This window comes from Flectobacillus longus (assembly GCF_030056705.1).
GTDB classification, from domain to species: Bacteria; Bacteroidota; Bacteroidia; order Cytophagales; family Spirosomataceae; genus Flectobacillus; species Flectobacillus longus.
In genome coordinates, this window is record NZ_JASHIC010000016.1 from 158,690 (window position 1) to 178,224 (window position 19,535).

Sequence of the window (19,535 nt, forward strand, 5' to 3'; positions counted from 1 at the left end):
TATATTTAGTGATTGATGATTGAGTGCATGAGTGATTATTTTTAACATGTATCCTTCTTATACATATAGCATCAAAAAAGCGGTCAAAAAATATTTTTCGACCGCTTTTTTGATAAAGACTTGGAGTACAATCCCAATCCAAAAAATTCGGGATGACTCATGTTTATAAACCAAGCTATATATTCGCTATTATTTAGCGAGAAGATAGGCTTTTCGCTCGGCTGGGGGTAGCTTTTCGATGGCATAGCGCAACATGGTACGAGGCATTGCTAAAACGTGTTCATCCAAAAACTCTTTTAATACTAGCTCATCTCGCTTGCCTATTTCTCGAAGCATCCACCCTGTAGCTTTGTGAATAAGGTCATGACGATGCGTCATAAAACCTTCGCAGAGATGAATAGCATCCGTAAATTGTCCTTTTCGAATGAAAGCAAAACAGGTGATAATGGCCACTCGCTGTGACCACAAATGATTGCGTTGTGCTAGTTCGTACAAAATATCACGGTCTTTGTCGAGCAACCAAGGGCCTAGAATAAAATGCGCCGTAAGGTCGACCAAATCCCAATTGTTGATATAGTCCAAATGACTCAGATAAAGTTCAACGATACGAGAACGCTGTATCGTTGAACCTTTCTTGAATTGCTCTACCCACATAAGTAATCCGCAAGCACGCACTTCATGTATCGAATGCTCGACCATTGCAGTAACCTCCTCAATAGATACCTTTTTGTAATACTCTTTTACAACTCCTCTCACTTGCGGATTCGACAATCCCCAGAAAGTGTCCCCTTCAGCATATTGACCTTTGCCCGTTTTAAAATATCGAGCCATCAATTTTGCCCTCTCAGGGTTTTGTAAAGAAGCTAATTTTTCAAGTACCTGCATGATTAAATTATGATTATGTCAAGGAGAATACCTACCCAACTGCGTGCCTATTCTCTTTTATAGATATTACTTTTTCAACTCTTCTTCAAATAGTTTAAAAATGCGCTTGTATTCGTCCATCCAAGAAGTTGGTTCTACAAAACCGTGGTCTTCCATTGGATAGGCTGCTAACTCCCAATTTTCTTTTTTCAACTCAATCAATCTTTGTGAAAGACGAACTACATCTTGGAAGTGAACGTTGACATCGACCATACCATGACAAATCAATAGTCTATTTTTCAAACCTGCTGCATGATAAATCGGCGAGCTACGGCGATAAGCAATAGAGTCTTTTTGAGGCTCGTTCAAAATATTAGCCGTATATGGGTGGTTGTAAGCCGCCCAATCAGTTACAGGACGCAAAGCGGCTCCTGCTTTGAATGTATCTGGAGTAGTAAACAATGCCATCAATGTCATAAATCCTCCATAAGAACCGCCATAAATACCGATTTTTTTGGCATCGACTCCATGTTTTTCTACCAACCATTTAGCAGCATCTACGTGGTCGGTAAGGTCTTTGCCACCCATAAAACGATAAATACCTGTGCGCCAATCACGACCATAGCCTGCTGAACCACGGTAATCAATATCCAATACATCATAGCCATTGTCTACCAAGAAATTATGGAACATATATTCTCTGAAATATTGGCTCCACCATTTGTGTGCATTTTGTAAATACCCCGCACCATGTACAAAAATTACCGCTGGCTTTTTACCCTTTGCGCCTTTTCCTTCATAATAGCGCGCATAAATATCTTCGCCATCTCTAGCTTTGATGGTTAATACCTGTGGGTCACGCCATTTGTATGCCTTAAAATGCTCACTTGTTGATTGTGTCAATTGCGTTGCAGTGGGTGAGTTGTCTTGCAGATATAACTCCCAAGGTTTGGTACTTTCTGAATGCAAATAAGCCAATTTGGTTTCATCTGGCGAAAGTACTACTTGATTAGAACCTGCTAGTTTGGTCAAACGAGTACGCTCACCACCTGCAACTGACATTTTATAAAAATGTTGCTCGCCTGGATGTACCTCATTGGTAGTGATATAAAAGAAATTTTTATCTTTTGAAAGTTGTAAACTTTGAACTTCAAACTTTCCTTTTGTCAATTGTTTCTTTTGATTATTCGACAAATCAACTGTGTAAATATGCGAGTATCCATCGGCTTCTGACTGAAAATACAAGGTTTTTTGATCTGCTAAAAAGCCTAAGCTTCCTGTACCAAAACCGATATTAGGCCCACCAATCCATGCCTCGTCATGTTGACGGTCGATGGTTTCGAATTTGAGGGTAATAGGGTCAAACTTCAAAATCCAACGGTCTTTATTATCAGTACTACGCGCCACCGTGACAGCGTATTTACTATCTTCAGACCATACTGGACCGCTCATGAGTACCATTCTCGCCTCTGGCTTCTTGGCTTTAGAAGTATCTTTTTTTACGGCATAGTCTTTCAAATAAGCGGGTTGGTCATAAATGCCTTCAATACCTTTGGTAGGAATAGAAAGAATGGTATCCTTTGCTATTTGATAGACAAAATACTCATAGCTCGCTGCTGGAGCCCCTACTTTGGTACGAGCAGGAATATCCTCGGTAAATCCTGATTCTGTCACATAATTTGGAACAATCGTAGATTTACTTCCAGTAGCAGATTTTACCAATCGGAAAGTAATATAGTTACCATCAGGGCTCAAAACGAGGTTATCGATACGTTTTTCATCTAGATAAAATTCCTTTGGACGTTTTGGCAAATCGGCTTTACTAACTTTTTCACCTTCTTTCTTTTTATCAGCACGTTCTTTCAAAATTTCAAACATCGATAACTGGTCTTGCTTCAACCATTTATCTTGTTCGCTCTGCTTAGCGTCTGGTCTTTTTGCACCTGCAATAAAATTACTTAGCTGGACGATTTCACCATTAGACAGATTGAAGCTAAATAGGTTATTGGCTTTAGTAAAAATGATTTTATCTTCTTTTCCTGAAAACTCCGCATCAGATTCATATTCCAAAGTATTTGTAATCTGGCGTACTGCTTGTGTTTGGGTATCCATCAAAAAAATATCTCCATTACGAGTAAATACTTTCTTAGAACGGTCTTTGCTATACACGCCAAAAGCAGCAGGCAGTCCACGGCGCACGCTAGGAGATACTTTGAAGATTTTTTTGTCAGAAACTAATAATCCGTACAGGGAGTCTGCCTTATTTTTATCAGGATTCCAGTTAAAATAAATAGTTTTGCTATCTTCCGACCAGAAAATATTGGAAGGCAAACTCCCGATACTATTCTTGGGGTCTTGCATAATACTTTCGATGCTCAGTTTTTGGGCGAAAGCCATCGAACAACAGAGGTAAGCAAAAAGAAATAAATAGATTTTTTTCATGTAAGATGAAGCGTTAATTGTTGAGATAAATGTTGTGAGGCAAGTCATTTTGCCAATACGCATAACAAATTAGCAAAAAACCTCGGAATCACATAACTCCAAAAATCACAGAAGTATGTAACTTTACTCCCATGACAGAAATTCCAGCTTTTAAGAAAAATTTGCCCACTCAAATCGCAGTATTGGGTGGTGGCAGTTGGGCTACAGCAATTATTAAGATTTTGTCGGAAAACAACGTTAAAATCAAGTGGTGGTTGCGACGCAAATCGGATGTGGATTTTATCAAAAAATACAATCATAATCCTAGTTACCTAACCGATGCACCTTTGAATCCTCGTAAGGTGCGTGCTTATCATAAAATGCACGATGCCCTCAATGGTGTCGAATACGTGATTTTGGCTGTACCTGCGGCATTTATTCCCGATGCACTCAAAAACCTTAACCGTAATCATTTTGCTGGTAAAAAGATTGTTTCTGCCATCAAAGGAATGATTCCTGAGGAAAATATGCTGGTTACAGACTGGATGGAAAAGGTATTTGGGGTTCCTCAAAATATGCTTGCTGCTATTGCAGGTCCTTGTCATGCCGAAGAAGTTGCCCTTGAAAAACAATCATATTTGACTATTGCATCGCCTAATCTTCATGTGGCTCAGGATTATGCCAACCTTATGAGTTGTCGCTACATTCAGGCCAATCCTATTGGTGATTTGTATGGCGTAGAGTACTGTGCTGTTATCAAAAACATTATTGCCATGGCTTGTGGTATTACTCACGGGCTAGGTTATGGCGATAACTTCCAAGCAGTGATGGTTTCTAATGCTATGCAAGAAATCAAACGTTTTCTAGACATTGTTTATCCCGACCCTTATCGTGACCTTCATAGCTCTGGATATTTGGGTGACTTGCTAGTAACTGCCTACTCGCAGTTTTCTCGTAACCGTACTTTCGGTAATATGATTGGACGTGGTTATTCTGTCAAATCAGCCCAAATCGAAATGAATATGGTAGCCGAAGGTTATTATGCAGTAAAAAGTATTCACCAAGTCAACAAACGATACGATGTATCGATGCCAATTATCGATGCCGTTTACAATATTTTATACGAAAAAGCTATCCCTGCCAACGAGATTATGACTTTGAGAACCTTCTTGAAGTAGAAAAATTGAGTGAGTTATGATTGAGTGGTTGAGTGATTTTTTAAAAAGATTAATATTCTTGCTGTAGAGACGTAATACTTTACGTCTTAAGCCAAGTCATATCGAGCACGGTAGCATAAAAAAGCGGTCGAAAAACATTTTTCGACCGCTTTTTTATGCTTTAGTTGGAGCTATATACGCTTTCGCAAATTTATTAGAGATAACGCCAACAAAGGTAAGAAAGCAAAGTGCTATTTCAAAAATGATCTAATCCTCTCGGCAGTAGCTATTAGCTCTTCTTGTGTTGGTTTGAGCTTTTCGCGAGTAAAATTAATATCATTCATGTTATTCAAAGGAATCAAATGCACGTGTGCGTGAGGTACCTCTAAGCCAATCACCGACACGCCAATACGTCTACTCGGACACGCTTGTGATAAAGCTGGTGCAATCTTTTTAGCAAACAATATCAAGCCTGATAGTAATTCGTCTTCAATATCGAAAATATAATCAATCTCTCTTTTCGGAATTACCAAAGTATGTCCTTCTGCCAAAGGCATGATATCTAAAAAAGCTAGATAGTTTTCGTCCTCAGCAATTTTGTGGCAAGGAATCTCGCCATTAATAATCTTTGTGAAAATAGTTGCCATTTCTATAATTGTTCTTGGTTATTAGGAATCAAGGAATAATATCTGTTTTCAATCTACCTATTCTCATAAGTAAACTTTTTTACTCTTTAAACCACTCGGCATACATCAAATAATTATTGGCTGTACGCATAAATACCTCCGCTGCTGATGGTGATACTTCTTTTAATAATTTGGCAGGATTACCTGCATAAATTGAGCCTGCTGGTACGCGAGTGTTTTGTGTAACAATTGCACCTGCGGCAATAATTGAACCCGATTCTATTACGGCACCATCCATAACAATCGCTCCCATGCCAATCAATACTTGGTCTTCTATCACACAACCATGAACCACAGCATTGTGCGCTATCGAAACGTAATTGCCAATAATCGTTTTGGTCTTTTGGTAGGTACAATGTATTACTGCTCCATCTTGAATATTGGTGTTATGCCCAATTTCAATCGCATTGACATCGCCTCGCACCACAGCGTTGAACCAAATGGTACAGTTGTCGCCCATTTTTACATCTCCGACAATCGTTGCATTTTCTGCAATCCAACAATTTTCGCCCCATACTGGCGAAACACCTTTTACTGGTTTAATAAGTGCCATTTTTGTTTTGTTATGTAAAAATAGTTTTGAATAAAATTACTAATCACACTAGATCTCATCTCTACACTTTCCTCCGCAAGTTAAGGTATATCTCTAATACTCTCCCATTTCGGCTTTGATAAAATCAGGAACTCTCGGAATATTGAAAATAATTTTGTGCTTTAGGCTGTAAGCCGTAGGCATTAGACAAGCACAACTCTTTGTCTAGTGCCTGTTGCCTAAAGCACACCAATTAAATTTTATTTTGGTGCTAACTCATTAACCAAATAATTAAAAACTGATTTATATTTTTTTAATTATTTTTTAATTATTCAAAATAATAGAATCTCACTCCACGTTAAGTGAATAAATCAAGTTTTTAACATATTTCTACCAGTTCACCTTTTCCAAACAACCATTTCCACAACTATGAAAAAGTACATCATTATTAGCACCATAAGCCTTGCTGTAGGCTTAGTATCATGTGCCGAGCACAAATCAGAGTCGGGAGCAGAATCGTATGAAGCAGCAGCTTTAGACTCTGCTTCGGGTACTATGGAAGGAGACATTGCTTTGCCTGCCAAACGTCAATTTGTCAGAACAGCCCAGCTTAATTTTAGAGTAAAAGATGTTCAAAAAACGACCAATGATATTACTGAACTGACCAAAAAATGGGGAGGATTTGTGACAAACTCAACTATGAGTTCGAATGTAATTAGTAGTCAAGATGTAGCAATCAGTCAAGACTCCTTGATGAAAAATGAAACCTTTGAGCTTTCCAATCAAATTACCTTGCGCATACCTACTATATATTTTGACGAGGCTCTAATAGCTTTACAACCTTATGTATTGTTCATGGAAAGTCAATCAATTGGTGCTAACGATGTTAGTTTGGAATTACTAGCAAGTCAGGTACGGAAAAGTCGCTTTAGTCATTTTGAAAAGAAATACAATCAGGAAATCAAGAAAGGAACAAACCTAAAGGAAACGGCTCCTGCTACCGAAAACCTCTATAATATACAATCGCAAGCGGACACTCGCCAGATAGAGACTTTAGCGTTGAAAGACCAAGTTGCCTACAGTACCATCAATATACATATCTATCAGCCTGCACAAGTACATAGGGAAGTGATTGCTAATCTTGAAAGTGAAGCTTTTAAAAGACCAAATTTTGGCGTTAGTTTAATCGAAAGCGTAAATCAAGGCTGGTATTTATTTCAAGACCTAATTTTATTCTTTACTAGATTCTGGATGTTACTAATATTGGGAGGATTAGTGTACTGGGGATTTAGAAAGATGAAAAAAGCAATCTAGTCTCTTATATCAAAACGACCATCAGAAAGGGTAACTCTCTCAAAAGGGCTATCCTTTTTTTGGAATGTTACCTCAAACGTTCCTGAAAATATCTTTCTCGTCGTGTCACAATACGTAATATTTACTTTGTTTTCGCAAGTATTACAAACCACATATTGCGAACAATCGCCATTGGCACAGCGCTGATATAGACTTGCATAGGGTGTAAATTCCAAGGCATTTTTCGGAAAATAGCTCATAAAACGGTAAGTCCCAACACCATGTATTTCGCCTACCATCAAGCTAATAGATTCGAGCGTTTGTTGATTTGTTACTGCAATCCGTAAGGTTTGTTGTTGTAGTTTTCCCCAAATCACAGGCGCAGGTTTAAAATTAGGGCTATTACGATATTTCTGAAATGGCACCCACAAACTTCCATTGATTTTAGTCCCAAAAGTTTGTAAACCCTCATGCGTAGCATCGGGCAATGCTTGTGGTTCTACATAGTCGTTTATCTCGCAACTACAGAGCGAGCAAAGTCCCAACCAAATGTATATGTAGTACAATTTTTTCATATAACTCAAATTTAGAATTTTCTCGGAAAAAACAATATTATTTGTAGGTTAAATTTTATTTTAAAAGGGATCAGGCACAAGGGAAGAGTGCAGAGTGCTGAGTTGTCCTTAGTTTTAGACAAGGACAAAGGACAACTCAGCACTCTGCACTCAAAACTCAAAACTCCCTTTGTGCCTGTTTCCTCTTTCAAATTCACAAAAAAATTTCCTTCCCCCTGTAACCTTTCTTCTGAAACCTTCATCCTATAGTCAAATAATCAGCAAACACCGACATAAATGCTAGCAATGACGGTGCCTGAGACGAAAAAAGATTTTAACAACTAAAACATTTATAAAGACATGGTTTCAGAAGGAATGGTTGCGCTCTTAATACCAATCGTTAGTACAGTAGGCTTATTTACGATGATTGTATTTTTAAGAAAATTCGACAACGACGAAAAAATGGCAATGATTGCCAAAGGAATGGTACCTCCAAGTAAGTCTATCAATATCAATCCTGCCAATTCTCTACGTTGGGGTTTGTTGGCCATCGGTGTTGGCTTGGGCTTGTTAATTGGACATTTCCTTGAAACAAGTTTAGGCTTTAACGACGAAGTAGCGTATTTCTCTATGATTTTTGTATTTGGTGGAATTGGACTTTTGTCTTCTTATTTTCTCCAGATGAAGATAAATGAAAAACAGCAACGCAAGGAAGAATAAACGACATACGCACAGATTTTTTTATTTTTTTCTGAAAAAACAAAAAATAAGCCTCTAAACGGTATCAAAATGATTATGAAGGTCTTAGCACATAATGCTAAGACCTTTTTTATTAGTCTTTTTTGAGCATTAACAAAACCTTAACAAGTATTAACATTTTGTTATGAGACCTTCGGAAGGCTTTGCCGTTATAAGTACATAATTTATTAAACGCATCTTTCAAGAAATTTAACTTTTCTAATATGAAAAAACTACTTGCTTCCCTAGCTATCGTATTAAGTGTAGTATCGTTTGCTAATGCTCAAAAAATTTCCTTCAAAGGAGGGTTCACTTATTCTGATGCTATCATGTCACCAGAGCCTGTTGATATAATCGATGGTAAAGCGGGTTTTCATGCAGGTATTGTATTGCAAGATTTAATGCTTTCAGACAAAATAGGAATTCAACCCGAACTTATTTATTCACAACAAGGCTTCAAGATTGGTAGTGTAGGCTCGATTGGTATGCACTATCTTTCTTTACCTATTTTATTAAAATTCCCTGTTACCGAAGAACTTTCTTTATTAGCTGGTCCGCAAGTAAGTTATTTGACAAATACAAAAATTGGTATTGGAAACGGATTTTTCTCAGTCAACTACAACGGTCTTTTCAAAGATATTGATTTAGGGCTTGCTGGTGGCTTGGAATACAAAGTTTCTGACAAAGTTGCTTTAGGAGGACGTTATGTCTTGGGCTTGACCAATGTCAACAAGGATTTCCAAATAGATAATAACAATAATTTATCTGACTATCTTACTATTAAAAACACCTCAGCTCAAGTATATGTGAGTTTTAGCTTTGGCAAAAACTAAATACCTAGCTTTCTGAATTATAATCCATACTTTGATAAAAACTTTTTAAGATATTTCTCTTTCAAACCTCTTTAAAATTCTCAATCCGCAATTCTCTTTATATTTGGCTAGGCCTCTTGTTTTACGAAACAAGGGGCTTTTTTTGTAAAAATTTAATTAATTTGTCTATCAGCTATGAATTGAAGCAATTACTTAAAACTATTTTAACTTATGAGATTACAAAATCGTGTTGCTATTATAACGGGTGCCGCTAGGGGTATCGGAAAAGCAGCGGCAGAGATATTCTGTCGAGAAGGTGCTACCGTAATTATTTGGGACTTATTAGACTTAGGTGAAGAAACTGCGGCAAACCTTCGCTCTCAAGGATATCAGTGTGAGTTTATGAAAGTAAGTACAACGGATGTTAGTGGTATTGAATCAGCAACAAAGGAGGTTTTTGATCGCTTTGGAAAAATTGATATTCTTATCAATAATGCTGGTATTACACGCGACAAAACACTGTTAAAAATGTCACATGACGAATGGCAACAGGTCATTGACGTGAACCTTACCGGAGTTTTTAATTGTACCAAAGCCGTAGCTCCTTATATGGTCGAAAAACAATATGGAAGAATTATTTGTACCTCCTCGATAGTAGGAGTTCATGGTAACTTTGGACAAACTAATTATGTTGCAGCCAAAGCAGGGTTGATTGGTATGGTAAAAACTTGGGCAAAGGAATTGGCAAAGCATGGTATTACCTCCAATGCCGTAGCGCCAGGTTTTATCAGAACAGAAATGACAGAGGCCATGCCCGAAGAAGTCCAGAAAGCTATGATTAGCCAAATCCCACTCAAACGTATGGGAGACCCAAAGGATATTGCTTACGCTTATTTATATCTTGCTTCGGAAGAAGCCAGCTTCGTAAACGGTCAAGTATTAGGCGTAAACGGAGGACAAGCCTCCTAGTAGTGCTGAGTTTTGAGTGCGGAGTTGTCCTTTGTCCTTGCCTAAAATAGGTTGCCCTGAGTTTTAGACAAAAAAAGTACTTGATTGTCAAACAATTTCGTATTTGGGATTGCTGTTTTCGGAAATATTGCAAAATATTCTAGAAGAAAGTAGATTACACTTCCGCAATCCAACATCTGAAATCCCCAATCCTCCCTAACTCCTCACTCAAAACTCCTCACTCAATTAGTTGTCTTTTGCGAGTCTTTTGAAGAAATCAAAATGCCAGCGGATAGCTTTTTGAAAATAGCTTCTATCGTGTTTGCCGGGTTGCGATACGTAGGTTGCTCGGATACGTAATTCGTCGCAACGTTTTTTGAAAAAATTGGTATTTTCATATTGAGGATCGTCGATACCACAGTCAAAAATGATTTCTTTTTGGGTACTCACAAACTTATCAATATTACTCATAATCGATAGATTGCGTAAGGTTTCAAAATCTGTATTGCCTAATAGTGTTCTCAAACGAGTATTATCTACTTCGTTTTGCATATCCAAAATACCTGCACAACTACCTACAGAACGGAAAACATCAGGCTTTTTCAAAAATAAATACATTGCTCCAAAGCCACCCATACCTACGCCAGTGATAAATACTTGATCAGTATCGATTCGGTATTTTTCCATCATGGTTGTATGTAAGTCTTTAAAGAAAAAATCTTCAAACTTACTCGTAGCTTTCCGTGGGCTATTGATATACCACGAATCATTCAAGCCGTCGGGACAAACAATGACAAAACCATAAGCATCTGCATATTTTTGAACATTCAGAAAGTTACTCCATTGTTTAAAGTTCCCTCCTTGCTCATGTAAAAGATACACCATAGGAAAACGCTTATTAGGATTACGAGTATATTCCTTCGGCGTAAATACTAAGGTTGTATCGGCATAAGGTACATAAATCGGATTGAAATAAAGCGTCTCTTGAGCGAATAGCTTTTGGCTCAAACATACGACAAGAAGAACAATAAACCATTTTTTCATAGTAGTTAGTCTTAAGAAAGTTTCCTGTTAATAGTATATATGAGAGTTAAATCCAATACCAACTCACAAGTCATAAATAGCTTCAATATTGGTAAATTTCTGTCAAAATTTTCACCACTTCTTTACGAATCTCCGACATTGGTTTTACAAAATTGTTATTCATTAAAGAAAAGCAAAGTACCTTTCCTTGTTTGGTAACCAAATATCCGCTCAGGTTATAATTATTACTAAAAGAGCCCGATTTGGCAAAAATAAAAGGTTTGTCTGTTTTAGGCATCAGCGATTTGAGCGTGCCAGATTGTCCTACAGCAGGCAGAACTTTAAACAACTTTTCCTGTGGCACTTCTTGATACATTTGGCGCAAAACCATCACCAAATCTCTTGGCGTAATCATATTATATCTCGAAAGCCCTGAGCCATCTACCCATGTTATAACATCAGGAAGTTTACTCAAATAATTGGTTTTAGCCTTTTCTATCCCTTTTTTTACATTCAATTCTCCTGCCAAAATTTGTCCACACATCAGCATCAGATGCTCTGCCATCATATTATCGCTGACGTGAAGCATTCTAGCAAATACGGTATCGACTGGCAAACTCATCATGGTTTGTGCGTTGCTACGAAGAGGTGCATCGATGAGCGTTACAGGTTTTCCCACAACACTCGCTAATAGTTCAGCCGTTAATGTATTTGAGGTTTTGAAGGGTACTTCTTGCTCAAAATTAGCCTTGGGTGCTTTTCCTTGAGGTATTTCAAAAGTATTACTTGATTCAACACGAGTCACACCAAAATTATTAGCACTTTTGACGCTTACAATTTTATCCTGAAAATAGGCTGGATTTGCCAACAATCCATTACCACTTGCCTTAAAACCGACTACATTGCCATGAATAGGCAAAGGGCTGATTTCTGAGGCATAATCATCGTTATAGTCATCCCATGCCCAGCCTGGCCCGTAGTGTTTTCCAGTAAAGTTATTGGCAGAGAAATAGATTTTTTGTGGACTATTTTTCAAAAAACTTAACACCTTTGACGCTGGCATACTTGGACTCAAGAAACTGGGATCACCTGTCCCCCAGATAATCAAAGAATCGGCATTGACTGCATATTTTAAAGCAGGTAGCGAGTCGCCCAATGTTTGCTGACTTACATAATAGGTCAAAATTTTAGTATTAGAAGCAGGTTGAAAATAACGATTTCCTTGATAACTAAAAACCTCCTTTTGTTCTGACAAATCGTATAAAACAAAGCCTGTATGATTCTGCGAAAATGTACTAGATTCGGATAATAACTTTCCTAACTTTTTACTACTCAACTTGCTAGTCTGACATGCTGTCAAGCTAATAACACATCCTATCACAAGTCCTATTATTGAGCGTTTTTTCATAGTTTGTTGTTAAAAATAAAATGGAGATAGAAAATGAAAGTATTTCTGATACTATCCAGAATACTCGATTTTAACATGCTCCGATAATAGAAATACAGTTAAACAATAACACTTTTTACAAAAGTTTAAATATAAGAAAAAAACAGATACTTCTTTCTGTCTTTGCCACAGTCTTGGATATACGAACGAAACTTGACATTTGGCTACGGTAACTATACTTTTGCTGAAGTTATCCACTATCAACATCTGACACCTGCTTTTACGAATGCAATATCCGATTCATCAAATACTTCAACAATATTGGGGCTATAGCTCTTTTCGTCCCCTACAAGAAGACATTATTCAGTCTGTCTTAGCAGGTAACGATACCTTGGCATTGTTGCCTACAGGAGGCGGAAAATCTATCTGCTTTCAAGTGCCTGCTATGGCAATGGAAGGCGTGTGTTTGGTCATAACGCCGTTGATTGCTTTGATGCAAGACCAAGTAGCACAATTGCGTAGAAGAGGTATTTCGGCGGTGGCGATATATGCTGGAATGCACCGAAATCAAATAGATATTGCACTGGATAATTGTATTTATGGCGATGTAAAGTTTTTGTATATTTCTCCAGAAAGACTACAGACTTCTCTTTTTCTCGAAAGAGTCAAGGCCATGAAGTTATGCTTACTAGCTATCGACGAAGCGCACTGTATTTCGCAATGGGGATATGATTTTAGACCTCCTTATTTGAAAATAGCCGAATTTCGACAGTTATTCCCCACACTTCGTACTATTGCGTTGACTGCCTCTGCAACTAAAGAGGTAAAAGCAGATATTTTGGCAAAGCTCGCCATGCAAAACCCTCAAGTGTTTCAACAGAGTTTTGCCAGGGCTAATTTATCCTATTCTACGCTTTATGAAGAAAACAAAATAGCACGTCTGGTAGCTATGCTTCAAAAAGTGGCAGGAACGGCCATTGTATATGTCCGTAATCGTCGGAAAACGCAGGAAGTGGCTCAATTTCTTCAAAAATCTGGTATATCAGCTACTTTTTATCATGCAGGAATAAGTGCGCAAGAACGTAGTCAAAAGCAAGAACAATGGATTAACAATCAAGTTCGTGTGATGGTGGCAACCAATGCTTTTGGGATGGGAATTGATAAACCTGATGTGCGTTTGGTGGTACATTTAGATTTGCCCGAAACACTCGAAGCCTATTATCAGGAGGCTGGTCGTGCAGGGCGCGATGGACAAAAGGCTTTTGCGACCGTTTTGTATGATAAAGTAGATATTCAAAATTTAGAAGTAAATACTGCGCAGAAATATCCTCCTATTCAGTTGATTCGCAGGGTATATCAGTGTTTGGGCAATTATTTTCAATTAGCAGTAGGTGCTGGCGAATTTGCATGCTATGATTTGGACTTGTCGACTTTCCAACAACGATTTGATTTGCCTTCACCCGACACTTATTTCGCCCTTAAAATTCTAGAAAATCAAGGGTTTATTACGCTTTCTGAAGCGGTTCATCATCCCTCTCGTATTACTTTTTCGGTAGATAATCGTCAACTGTATGATTTTCAATTACGAAACCCCAAATATGATACTTTTGTCAAGTTACTTTTGAGAATGTATGGTGGAGAACTTTTTACAGGTTATCTCAATATCTCGGAGGCTACTATTTCAAAGGTGTTTTCGGCTCCACAAGCTGAAGTTGAATTGCTTTTATCTAATCTTGAAAAGTTTGAAATTATTCAGTACGACAAACATAAGGATAAACCTCAACTCACATTTTTGACAGGTCGATATGATGCACAACAATTGCCTTTGCAAGTTCAGGATATTGAACAACGACGTGAGTATGATGTACAAAAAGCCTTAGCCGTAAAACATTATATCGAGCACCAAAAACGCTGTAGAACGCAACTGCTTTTGGAATACTTCGACGAACATACCGACGCCACTTGCGGTGTTTGTGATGTTTGTATCAAGAAAAAACGAGAAGAAGGTACTTACCAGCAAGAGTTACAATACAAGTTTCAAACACAAGAAAAGGTAAAAGCTTTGTTGAGCAACGGCAGTATGTCGCCTGAATTATTACTCAAAATCATGCAGCCTAACAGCGCAGATTTTTTCAAAGCAATTGTGCGAGAAATGATAGAGAATCAACAAATTAGTGTAGATTCGGAAGGAAATTTATCAGTATAGTTTTTCATTTTTCTTTTCCTCTTACCAACAAATCCATGACGTTACAACAACTATTTGACAGTATCAGTCAAAATCCTTATTTGCTTTTGTATTATTTACTACTTGTGCCTGCTATTACATTTTTGATAGGATTATGGCAAACTAATCCAGTCAACGGCCCTTCAGTTCTGACTCGTTATAGCTATATGGTATTGGCTTATATGATTGGTATTCCAGGGATATTTGCCTTGACTTTAGATGTGTATTTATTCTTATTTGAGCGACAAAGTATTTGGCAAATGAATTTGATTATTCAGATTTTGCCGATTGTTTCGATGGCTATCACGCTGATGCTAATCAAGTGGAAAATCCCTTTCGAAGCTGTTCCTGAATTAGGTAGATTATCGGGCTTTATGACTATACTCACCGCTCTGATAGGAATTTTGTGGTTTATAGACCGACTACGAATTTATGCCATTACCTACATTCCATTTCACTATATCGTAGTCGGATTTATTGTTGTGCTATTAGCGATTCGCTATGGGTGGAAAAAACTATTCTAAGCGTTGTTGTTTCTTCAATTCGTTGTATTTTGATTTTAGTGTATAAAACTTAATCACATAAACAATCAACAAAAAGGCAACAACCGCCGAGATTGACAACGTAAAGGTCTTTTCTTCTTCTATAGACTCCAGAATGGTGTGGTTTTCTTTTGACCATCCTTTATGGCGTTCTGATAATTCGGTAAGCTCTCGATTTTTTTCACGAAGCTCATTATTCTGCTGAATCAAATCATTGTATTGCTCTGTAAAATCAGATTTTGATTTTTCGCTAAGATTATTCAGCTCGTCCAAAATCTCGTTATCCTTTGCCATAATCTCCTTCAAAGCCTCAATTGAACTTTGCATATCATCTTTGGTACGATTGCCAAATATACCCGAAGATTGGCTTTCAGATTCTTTGTATTTACTATACAAAACCTGACGCTCTTCTGTAAGCGTTTTCAAACGATCTTGTGCGAGACCTTTCGCTACAAAAGTCAACAATAGAATGAATAAGAAAGAGATTTTTTTCATAATCCAAATTAAGCGTTTTTAGCAAAAGGACTTATTTTGATTGATATAGTTACTGCGTTTTTAATTTCCGAAAAAGCTCAATTAATGAATTCTATTAAATAAATTTTCCTTCTTTCAGCTCTTGGTTAACATTCCTAGTTTCACGACTTGGTCTTAGACTCATTTTTTTACATTTGCAATGCAGTATTACTCCTTATCTAGACAAACCACCCTTCTTTCAACTCCTGCTTAATGATTTTGATACGTGCATTGAATGAAGTATGCTCAAAATTAATTCCATCAAGGCATACTTTTTCAAAAAACTCCATTACCTCAGGCGGATGTGGCGTTTTCTTTCCAGTATGTACATCTATGTACTTGGAAGTTGTCCACAAAACAGCCTTTAATACCTGCAAATGCTCGTCTGTCATCACATATTCTGTTACTAGAGTGTCCTCGTTATAATAAATTGTTGATGAAATAATCGTTACCCATTCGCTAACTCTTGCCGACGACACATAGCCAATCTGATGATTATAAACGACCCAAGATGTATGATTATTTTCGAAATAGTCGTTATAATCAAAGTTATAAACCTCTGCTACATGATCTTCGCGAGCATTGAAAAAATAATCAAAGTATTTAGCATTGTTCAAATGCTTGAGAGGGTCACAATCCTGAAAACGGATTAATGATTTCGAATGTAACTTTTTAGGATATTCTTTATTTGGGTCTAATTTAAACATTGCCGTCTGCTCTCTGTCTTGACAGAGATATTAAATATTTGTTGAGAATTTCAAAACTTTATGCTCTTCACCTCTAAAATCTATCTATCTACCTCACCCATTACTAAGTCTACAGAGCCTACGATAGCCACCAAATCGGCTAACATTGCACCACGACTTATTTCAGGTACTACCGATAAATTATGAAACGAACACGCTCTTGCTTTTACACGCAAAGGTACATCCGAACGCCCATCTGTTCTGAAGAAAAAGCCTAGTTCTCCTTTAGGATTCTCAGCTCTAAAGTATAAATCCATCGCTTGTGGGCGCACTTTTTTCGGTAGCATAGCTTGCGGATTAAAATCACGAGTACGCTTATGGTCGCCCATTAGCTGCACTAAGCATTGCTCTATAATTTTGATTGATTCATCACATTCTAGAACTCTGACAAAATTTCTATCCCAACAATCTCCCACAGTTCCCATTTCTCCTTTTCCTACTGGAATTTCAAAATCAAGTTCTGGATATACAGAATAGCCATCGACACGACGGAGGTCAAATTTTAATCCTGAACCTCGAAGCACTGGTCCAGTGCAACCATAGTTAATAGCCAAATCCAAAGGCAAAACGCCAATATTGGCAGTACGTTGTACAAAGATTTTGTTTTCAATTATCAACTCACGAATCTCAACCATTTTGGGTTTGAGGTAGTTGATAAACTCCAGGCAACGCTCTTCGAAGCCCACAGGCAAGTCATAAAACAAACCTCCAATCCAGATATAGTTGTAAAGCATACGAGCACCACAAAGCCATTCGAGCAAACGCTGAATATGTTCACGGTCACGCATGAGCCACAAAAACGAAGTATATGCCCCAATATCCAAGCCATACGTACCTATGGCAACAAAATGCGATGCCAAACGGTTGAGTTCGGCCACTAATACACGGATATATTCAATACGTTTTGGAAGTTTGCCCTCCAAATCAAGCATTTTCTCGACCCCCATTACATAGGCATGCTCAGAGTTCATCGCTGCCAAATAATCCAAGCGGTCGATATATGGAATTGTTTGTCCAAACGCCAAAGACTCGGCATGTTTCTCAAAACAGCGGTGTAAATACCCCAAATGCGGTACCACATCGACAATCAGCTCGCCATCAGAGATTACCTCCAAACGCAAAACACCGTGAGTCGAAGGGTGTTGAGGCCCCAACGACAAAATCATTTCTTCCGATTTGAGTTTCGAGGAATTATACTTATTGGGGTCTGAGTGTCTAAAATGCTCAGGGTCGTATTGGTATTGAATTTGCTTCATGCCGTAAAATTCGTGAATTTTATCTTAGATTGAGAACAGCGAAGGGGCAAATTTAGTCCCCAAACGTCAATTTTTATCTTATTTTTTGAAAAACGCCTTCAAAGCATAAGTTTTTTCAAAAACATATTTGTCTAAAACTCAAACATTTACTACCTTTGCAGTCCTATTTGGGAAATATATATTCGTTCGGACTTATCAGCAAGTTGTAATTTTCTGATAATCAAACGAATAAAAAATATTTGTAAGATACAGAAAATTCATAAAGCATAACACAATGGCTAAGAAAGGCAATAGAATCCAAGTGATTTTAGAATGTACTGAGCAAAAAGCTTCAGGCGTTCCAGGGATGTCTCGTTACATCACTACTAAAAACCGTAAAAACACTACTGCTCGTATTGAGTTGAAAAAATACAACTCTTTCTTGAAAAAAGTAACTGTTCACAAAGAAATCAAGTAATTCACTCGGTTATCCTCACAGATAACTGTTAACTTATCATAATAACATGGCAAAGAAGGTAGTTGCAACCCTTAAAAAAGAAGGTGGTGTAAAATACGCTAAAGTTATCAAAGCTGTTAAAACCGCTACTGGAGCTTATTCTTTCAAAGAAGAAATCGTTCTTCAAGAAGATGTTCAAGCTATTCTTAAAGCTTAATATTCAGCTCTTTTATTAAGATTTTTAGGAAAAGTCCCTTTATCGGGACTTTTTTTGTTTTACTTTTGTCTTACGTTTTCAAAAGTCTTCTATATCTCTTCTTGTAGATAATTTCAGGCTTTTAACGAGTAACCAAAAAAATAACAACAAATGGGTTTATTCGATTTTTTTAAAAAGAAAGAAACACTCAATACTGAAGAGAAAGAATCACTCGACAAAGGACTCGAAAAAACCAAAGAAGGACTTTTTTCGAAATTGAGTCGTGCTATCGTCGGTAAGTCAAAAGTCGATGATGAAGTATTAGATGAATTAGAAGAAATCTTAATCTCTTCGGACGTCGGCGTTGAAACTACTGTTAAAATCATTCGTCGTATCGAGGAGCGTGTTGCTCGTGATAAATTCGTAAGCACAAGCGAACTTGACGAAATTCTTCGTGAGGAAATCGCCGAGCTATTAGCTCAAAATAAATCTGAAGATATTACTGATGCCTTCAAAAAATCTGACATTAAGCCTTATGTAATCATGGTGGTAGGTGTCAATGGCGTAGGTAAAACAACGACTATTGGTAAATTAGCCTCACAATTCCATAAAGCTGGCAACAAGGTTATTTTAGGTGCAGGCGATACCTTCCGTGCCGCTGCGGTTGACCAACTCAAGCTTTGGGGACAGCGTGTAGGTATTCCAGTAATCGACCACGGTATGAATACCGATCCAGCTTCGGTAGCATTCGACGCTGTAAAACAAGCCGTTGAACAGCAAGCCGATGTTGTGATTATTGATACAGCAGGTCGCTTACACAACAAAGTAAACTTGATGAATGAATTGGCAAAAATCAAGCGTGTTGTTCAGAAGTTCTTACCAGAAGCTCCTCATGAAGTACTTTTGGTATTGGATGGTTCGACTGGACAAAATGCTTTTATCCAAGCACAAGAATTTACTAAAGCTACCGATGTAACAGCACTAGCTATTACCAAATTGGATGGCACAGCCAAAGGTGGCGTGGTGATTGGTATCTCAGATCAGTTCAAAATTCCAGTGAAGTATATTGGTGTGGGAGAGAAAATTGAAGACTTACAGGTTTTCAACAAAAAGGAATTTGTGAACTCACTTTTCAAGCGTAAAGCATAAAATATCTTCATTATCGATACGTTTACATCCTAAATAATGCACAGACATTGTTTAGGAT

The 19,535-nt window shown here is 37.6% G+C and carries 20 protein-coding genes; 10 read left to right on the forward strand and 10 right to left on the reverse strand.

The window, feature by feature from the left end; translation table 11 throughout:
• Window positions 1-189: 189 nt before the first annotated feature.
• Together QM491_RS13565 and QM491_RS13570 are read right to left on the reverse strand one after the other, a co-directional pair.
• Window positions 190-885: a DNA alkylation repair protein gene (locus QM491_RS13565; RefSeq protein ID WP_283328024.1), complete on the reverse strand. Its 696-nt coding sequence runs from the start codon at window positions 883-885 to the stop codon at window positions 190-192.
• Between the two features lie 66 nt (window positions 886-951).
• On the reverse strand, window positions 952-3,306 hold the full coding sequence (locus QM491_RS13570; protein ID WP_283328025.1) for a S9 family peptidase: 2,355 nt from the start codon (window positions 3,304-3,306) through the stop codon (window positions 952-954).
• Between the two features lie 131 nt (window positions 3,307-3,437).
• On the opposite strand from QM491_RS13570, the gene QM491_RS13575 reads away from it, so the two are divergent.
• Window positions 3,438-4,463 (forward strand): NAD(P)H-dependent glycerol-3-phosphate dehydrogenase, encoded by a 1,026-nt coding sequence (locus QM491_RS13575; RefSeq protein ID WP_283328026.1) that lies wholly within the window; start codon window positions 3,438-3,440, stop codon window positions 4,461-4,463.
• 230 nt (window positions 4,464-4,693) lie between these two features.
• Here the strand turns inward: QM491_RS13575 and QM491_RS13580 are convergent, their stop codons facing one another.
• Together QM491_RS13580 and QM491_RS13585 are read right to left on the reverse strand one after the other, a co-directional pair.
• Entirely contained in the window at window positions 4,694-5,089 is a 396-nt protein-coding gene (locus QM491_RS13580; RefSeq protein ID WP_283328027.1) for an HIT family protein, read from the reverse strand.
• Window positions 5,090-5,168: 79 nt separating this feature from the next.
• A complete protein-coding gene (locus QM491_RS13585; RefSeq protein WP_283328028.1) occupies window positions 5,169-5,681 on the reverse strand; it encodes a gamma carbonic anhydrase family protein in 513 nt (170 codons plus the stop codon).
• A gap of 408 nt (window positions 5,682-6,089) precedes the next feature.
• On the opposite strand from QM491_RS13585, the gene QM491_RS13590 reads away from it, so the two are divergent.
• Window positions 6,090-6,974, forward strand: a complete 885-nt coding sequence (locus QM491_RS13590; RefSeq protein ID WP_283328029.1) for a DUF4349 domain-containing protein — start codon at window positions 6,090-6,092, stop codon at window positions 6,972-6,974.
• Here QM491_RS13590 and QM491_RS13595 read toward each other — a convergent pair.
• Window positions 6,971-7,528 carry a Riean_0653 family protein gene (locus QM491_RS13595; protein WP_283328030.1) on the reverse strand — a complete coding sequence of 186 codons (558 nt, stop codon included), beginning with the start codon at window positions 7,526-7,528 and terminating at the stop codon, window positions 6,971-6,973. The two genes, QM491_RS13590 and QM491_RS13595, sit on opposite strands and share 4 nt — an antisense overlap.
• A 339-nt stretch (window positions 7,529-7,867) precedes the next feature.
• On the opposite strand from QM491_RS13595, the gene QM491_RS13600 reads away from it, so the two are divergent.
• From QM491_RS13600 to fabG, 3 genes are all read left to right on the forward strand, one after another.
• Window positions 7,868-8,227, forward strand: coding sequence for a DUF6249 domain-containing protein (locus tag QM491_RS13600; RefSeq protein WP_283328031.1), 360 nt, complete (start codon window positions 7,868-7,870; stop codon window positions 8,225-8,227).
• Between the two features lie 242 nt (window positions 8,228-8,469).
• Window positions 8,470-9,078, forward strand: coding sequence for a porin family protein (locus QM491_RS13605; RefSeq protein ID WP_283328032.1), 609 nt, complete (start codon window positions 8,470-8,472; stop codon window positions 9,076-9,078).
• A gap of 210 nt (window positions 9,079-9,288) precedes the next feature.
• Window positions 9,289-10,026 (forward strand): 3-oxoacyl-ACP reductase FabG, encoded by a 738-nt coding sequence (gene fabG, locus QM491_RS13610; protein WP_283328033.1) that lies wholly within the window; start codon window positions 9,289-9,291, stop codon window positions 10,024-10,026.
• A 225-nt stretch (window positions 10,027-10,251) separates the two neighbouring features.
• Here the strand turns inward: fabG and QM491_RS13615 are convergent, their stop codons facing one another.
• Both QM491_RS13615 and dacB read right to left on the reverse strand, forming a co-directional pair.
• A complete protein-coding gene (locus QM491_RS13615; protein ID WP_283328034.1) occupies window positions 10,252-11,049 on the reverse strand; it encodes an alpha/beta hydrolase in 798 nt (265 codons plus the stop codon).
• 82 nt (window positions 11,050-11,131) lie between these two features.
• Entirely contained in the window at window positions 11,132-12,436 is a 1,305-nt protein-coding gene (dacB, locus tag QM491_RS13620; protein WP_283328035.1) for a D-alanyl-D-alanine carboxypeptidase/D-alanyl-D-alanine endopeptidase, read from the reverse strand.
• A 265-nt stretch (window positions 12,437-12,701) separates the two neighbouring features.
• Here dacB and QM491_RS13625 point away from each other — a divergent pair, with 265 nt between their 5' ends.
• Together QM491_RS13625 and QM491_RS13630 are read left to right on the forward strand one after the other, a co-directional pair.
• Window positions 12,702-14,621, forward strand: a complete 1,920-nt coding sequence (locus QM491_RS13625; RefSeq protein WP_283328036.1) for a RecQ family ATP-dependent DNA helicase — start codon at window positions 12,702-12,704, stop codon at window positions 14,619-14,621.
• Between the two features lie 35 nt (window positions 14,622-14,656).
• Window positions 14,657-15,163, forward strand: coding sequence for a hypothetical protein (locus tag QM491_RS13630; RefSeq protein WP_283328037.1), 507 nt, complete (start codon window positions 14,657-14,659; stop codon window positions 15,161-15,163).
• Here the strand turns inward: QM491_RS13630 and QM491_RS13635 are convergent.
• The 3 genes from QM491_RS13635 to QM491_RS13645 all read right to left on the reverse strand — a co-directional run bounded on the left by QM491_RS13635 (window position 15,155) and on the right by QM491_RS13645 (window position 17,696).
• Window positions 15,155-15,676, reverse strand: a complete 522-nt coding sequence (locus tag QM491_RS13635; RefSeq protein ID WP_283328038.1) for a hypothetical protein — start codon at window positions 15,674-15,676, stop codon at window positions 15,155-15,157. The genes QM491_RS13630 and QM491_RS13635 overlap by 9 nt on opposite strands.
• Window positions 15,677-15,873: 197 nt before the next feature.
• Window positions 15,874-16,401, reverse strand: a complete 528-nt coding sequence (locus QM491_RS13640; RefSeq protein ID WP_283328039.1) for an acyl-CoA thioesterase — start codon at window positions 16,399-16,401, stop codon at window positions 15,874-15,876.
• 80 nt (window positions 16,402-16,481) lie between these two features.
• Window positions 16,482-17,696 (reverse strand): NADH-quinone oxidoreductase subunit D, encoded by a 1,215-nt coding sequence (locus tag QM491_RS13645; RefSeq protein ID WP_283328040.1) that lies wholly within the window; start codon window positions 17,694-17,696, stop codon window positions 16,482-16,484.
• Between the two features lie 274 nt (window positions 17,697-17,970).
• Between QM491_RS13645 and rpmG the strand changes: the two genes are divergently transcribed.
• The 3 genes from rpmG (at window position 17,971) to ftsY (ending at window position 19,477) form a co-directional block, all read left to right on the forward strand.
• On the forward strand, window positions 17,971-18,153 hold the full coding sequence (gene rpmG, locus QM491_RS13650) for a 50S ribosomal protein L33 (protein ID WP_095161200.1): 183 nt from the start codon (window positions 17,971-17,973) through the stop codon (window positions 18,151-18,153).
• Window positions 18,154-18,199: 46 nt separating this feature from the next.
• Entirely contained in the window at window positions 18,200-18,349 is a 150-nt protein-coding gene (locus tag QM491_RS13655; RefSeq protein WP_283328041.1) for a DUF4295 family protein, read from the forward strand.
• A gap of 150 nt (window positions 18,350-18,499) precedes the next feature.
• A complete protein-coding gene (gene ftsY / locus QM491_RS13660) occupies window positions 18,500-19,477 on the forward strand; it encodes a signal recognition particle-docking protein FtsY (protein WP_095161198.1) in 978 nt (325 codons plus the stop codon).
• Window positions 19,478-19,535: the final 58 nt, after the last annotated feature.

Bases quoted from the DNA above. Each gene is read 5' to 3' on its own strand.
- QM491_RS13565 (WP_283328024.1), bottom strand. From the start codon at position 885: ATGCAGGTACTTGAAAAATTAGCTTCTTTACAAAACCCTGAGAGGGCA.
- QM491_RS13570 (WP_283328025.1), bottom strand. From the start codon at position 3,306: ATGAAAAAAATCTATTTATTTCTTTTTGCTTACCTCTGTTGTTCGATG.
- QM491_RS13575 (WP_283328026.1), top strand. From the start codon at position 3,438: ATGACAGAAATTCCAGCTTTTAAGAAAAATTTGCCCACTCAAATCGCA.
- QM491_RS13580 (WP_283328027.1), bottom strand. From the start codon at position 5,089: ATGGCAACTATTTTCACAAAGATTATTAATGGCGAGATTCCTTGCCAC.
- QM491_RS13585 (WP_283328028.1), bottom strand. From the start codon at position 5,681: ATGGCACTTATTAAACCAGTAAAAGGTGTTTCGCCAGTATGGGGCGAA.
- QM491_RS13590 (WP_283328029.1), top strand. From the start codon at position 6,090: ATGAAAAAGTACATCATTATTAGCACCATAAGCCTTGCTGTAGGCTTA.
- QM491_RS13595 (WP_283328030.1), bottom strand. From the start codon at position 7,528: ATGAAAAAATTGTACTACATATACATTTGGTTGGGACTTTGCTCGCTC.
- QM491_RS13600 (WP_283328031.1), top strand. From the start codon at position 7,868: ATGGTTTCAGAAGGAATGGTTGCGCTCTTAATACCAATCGTTAGTACA.
- QM491_RS13605 (WP_283328032.1), top strand. From the start codon at position 8,470: ATGAAAAAACTACTTGCTTCCCTAGCTATCGTATTAAGTGTAGTATCG.
- fabG (WP_283328033.1), top strand. From the start codon at position 9,289: ATGAGATTACAAAATCGTGTTGCTATTATAACGGGTGCCGCTAGGGGT.
- QM491_RS13615 (WP_283328034.1), bottom strand. From the start codon at position 11,049: ATGAAAAAATGGTTTATTGTTCTTCTTGTCGTATGTTTGAGCCAAAAG.
- dacB (WP_283328035.1), bottom strand. From the start codon at position 12,436: ATGAAAAAACGCTCAATAATAGGACTTGTGATAGGATGTGTTATTAGC.
- QM491_RS13625 (WP_283328036.1), top strand. From the start codon at position 12,702: ATGCAATATCCGATTCATCAAATACTTCAACAATATTGGGGCTATAGC.
- QM491_RS13630 (WP_283328037.1), top strand. From the start codon at position 14,657: ATGACGTTACAACAACTATTTGACAGTATCAGTCAAAATCCTTATTTG.
- QM491_RS13635 (WP_283328038.1), bottom strand. From the start codon at position 15,676: ATGAAAAAAATCTCTTTCTTATTCATTCTATTGTTGACTTTTGTAGCG.
- QM491_RS13640 (WP_283328039.1), bottom strand. From the start codon at position 16,401: ATGTTTAAATTAGACCCAAATAAAGAATATCCTAAAAAGTTACATTCG.
- QM491_RS13645 (WP_283328040.1), bottom strand. From the start codon at position 17,696: ATGAAGCAAATTCAATACCAATACGACCCTGAGCATTTTAGACACTCA.
- rpmG (WP_095161200.1), top strand. From the start codon at position 17,971: ATGGCTAAGAAAGGCAATAGAATCCAAGTGATTTTAGAATGTACTGAG.
- QM491_RS13655 (WP_283328041.1), top strand. From the start codon at position 18,200: ATGGCAAAGAAGGTAGTTGCAACCCTTAAAAAAGAAGGTGGTGTAAAA.
- ftsY (WP_095161198.1), top strand. From the start codon at position 18,500: ATGGGTTTATTCGATTTTTTTAAAAAGAAAGAAACACTCAATACTGAA.